The following is a 2511-nucleotide window of genomic DNA, read 5'->3' on the forward strand; positions in this document are numbered from 1 at the left end:
CTCTTCACTGAGTTTGTCTGATCGCATGGAGCCCCCGAAAAAACCCAAGCTTCGCTCAGCTCAGACTCATTGAAAAGATGGGTTCGGCAAACGCTTACCAAGCGGTGACGCAGTGGGCGACGCGGATTGAAGGCCGCAAGGCCATCACGGTGGGCAACGAGTTCGGCGTGGTGCGCCAGTTGTGCCTGTTCCGCCGCCGCAGTGATCCGTATGGCTTCGTTCCCGATCACGCGGTGGCACCGGTCAAGGAGTCGGTGTTCGTGCCCTACATCTTCAGCCACGAAGAGGTGCTTGCCTTGGTGGACGCCGCGACGAAGCACGAGGGTCGCAACATGTGGGGGGCGATGTTGCGCGCGCTCACGCTCGTGCTGTACTGCACCGGGATGCGGCTGGGCGAAGCCAGCAGGCTGCACCTGGTCGACGTCGATCTGCGCACAGCCGTTCTGACAGTTCAACGAAGCAAGGGGCGCTCGCGGATCCTGGCGATCCGCGACGATCTGGTCGTCGAACTACGCCAATACCTGCGGCAACGCGAGGAAGTCTTGGCGGCAAGCGGTGCCGACGATCCATTGACACTGTTCATCCGCCGCGATGGATCAGCGCTCACTTCGCGTGCAGCCTCGGATGCTTTGCGGTGTCTGTTACGCGATCTCGGCTTGAAGCCGTCACGTGGTCGCTCGGGCGCCAGGCCTTACGAGTTCAGGCATGCCTTCGCCGTACATCGGCTGACTGCTTGGGCCGTCGAGGGTGTGGACGTGCACGCGAAGCTGCCGTGGCTGTCGGCCTACCTCGGCCACCAGAACGTCCTTGGCACGGAGGTGTACCTCAAAGCCACGCCTGAACTGCTACAACTGGCAAGCCAGCGCTTCGAGCAGCACTCGCGCCGCAAGCGCCGATTGCCATGAGCCGCTCGCCGTGTGGTCTGTTCGCTCATGTGCAGTCATACTTCACAGAGTACCTGCCGAAGCAGCGAGGTGCCAGCGTCCACACTATCCGTGCCTACCGTGATGCGCTGACGATGCTGTTCAAGTTCGTTGCTGAGCAGCGCGGCCGAGGGGTTGCTTCCTTGCAGCTCGGTGATATTGACGCTGATGCGGTGATGCGCTTCCTGGATCACATCGAGGCGCAGCGTTCGAATTCGGCAGCAACACGCAATTGCCGCCGGGCGGCGATCCGTGGTTTCTTCAAGCATCTGCTGCGAAACGACTTGGCACATTCACAGCAGTGCATACGTGTGCTGGCCATCCCTGCGAAGAAGGCGCGGCAACGGCCTGCGACCTACCTTGAGGCAGAGGACGCGCGCCTGATCATCAACACGCCGGACAAGCGCACCGGCGATGGCTGGCGCGATTACGCGCTGCTACTCTTTCTCTACAACTGCGGTGCCCGGGTCAGCGAAGCTGCTGGGCTTCAGTGGGACGATCTGCAATTGGCCGCACCCAGACAGGTCCGCCTGCGCGGCAAAGGCAAGAAGGAACGGCTGTTACCTCTGTGGGCGGAGACGGCCAATGCGTTGCACCGACTTCGCGGCATATCGGGCGGCTCCAGTGGGCAGTGCGTGTTCGTCAATCGGCTTGGTCAGCCTCTGACGCGCGACGGCATAGCCTACGTTCTTACCAAGCACGCGACTGCGGCGGCTCGCGACAAGCCGACGCTGCAGCGCAAACACATCACGCCGCACGTCCTGCGCCACAGCTGCGCCGTGGCGCTGCTGCAGTCCGGAACTGACGTGACGGTGATTCGCGACTACCTGGGCCATGCCAGCGTCTCCACGACCGGCCGCTACATCACGACCAACCTGCAGATGAAGCGAGAGGCCATGCAGGCTTTCTGGAAGAAAGCCGGCATCGAGCCGGCAAACACGAAGGCGTGGAAGCCCAAAGCCGACATGCTCGCGTTCTTGCAGTCCCTGTGAGCAATCCAAAATTATGTGAAGTTCGGACCCTAGATCGACCGCATGCACGCTGCTGCCAATTGGCTTCACTCAGGATAAAACTGCACTCAAGATAATGCGCCTTATGCGGAGATCCGCATAAGGCGCATGTGCGCAGAAAGTTCTTCGAGGCGCACAAGCTGGCCGGCAGCGCCATCGCGCAGGAGGCGCTGGCACACATCGGGGCTTTGTACGCCATCGAGCAGACCCTTCGGGAGCATCCGCCCGATGCGCGCACCGCGCTGCGCCAGGAGCGCAGCCAACCCCTGCTGGAGGCCTTGCACGCCTGGCTGACCGAGCAACGCCAGCTTCTGGCCAAGGCGGATGCCACGGCGCGGGCCATCGACTATGCGCTGGGCCGCTGGAGCGCCTTGTGTGTGTTTGCCAGCGATGGGCGCGTGCCCATCGATAACAACGCGGTGGAAAACGCCATCCGTCCCCTCGCCCTGGGCCGCAAGAATTGGCTCTTCGTGGGTTCACCCCAGGCCGGCCGCCGAGCCGCCGTGCTCATGACGCTGATCGAATCGGCCAAGCTGTGCGAGGTCGACCCCTGGGCCTATCTCAAGGATGTGCTGACG

Annotated in this window: 2 protein-coding genes and 1 pseudogene; all 3 read left to right on the forward strand. The window is 62.6% G+C overall.

What is annotated here, in order from left to right; all coding sequences use genetic code 11:
* The first annotated feature begins 77 nt into the window (after positions 1-77).
* A complete protein-coding gene (locus B7X30_RS15365) occupies positions 78-905 on the forward strand; it encodes a tyrosine-type recombinase/integrase (RefSeq protein ID WP_286731793.1) in 828 nt (275 codons plus the stop codon).
* Positions 902-1915: a site-specific integrase gene (locus tag B7X30_RS15370; protein WP_286731795.1), complete on the forward strand. Its 1014-nt coding sequence runs from the start codon at positions 902-904 to the stop codon at positions 1913-1915. Before B7X30_RS15365 ends, B7X30_RS15370 begins: the two co-directional genes overlap by 4 nt.
* Before the next feature lie 122 nt (positions 1916-2037).
* A pseudogene (tnpC, locus tag B7X30_RS15375) lies at positions 2038-2511 on the forward strand (IS66 family transposase); the annotation flags it as partial.

This window comes from Thiomonas sp. 13-64-67, from assembly GCF_002282795.1.
Classification (GTDB): Bacteria; Pseudomonadota; Gammaproteobacteria; order Burkholderiales; family Burkholderiaceae_C; genus Thiomonas; species Thiomonas arsenitoxydans.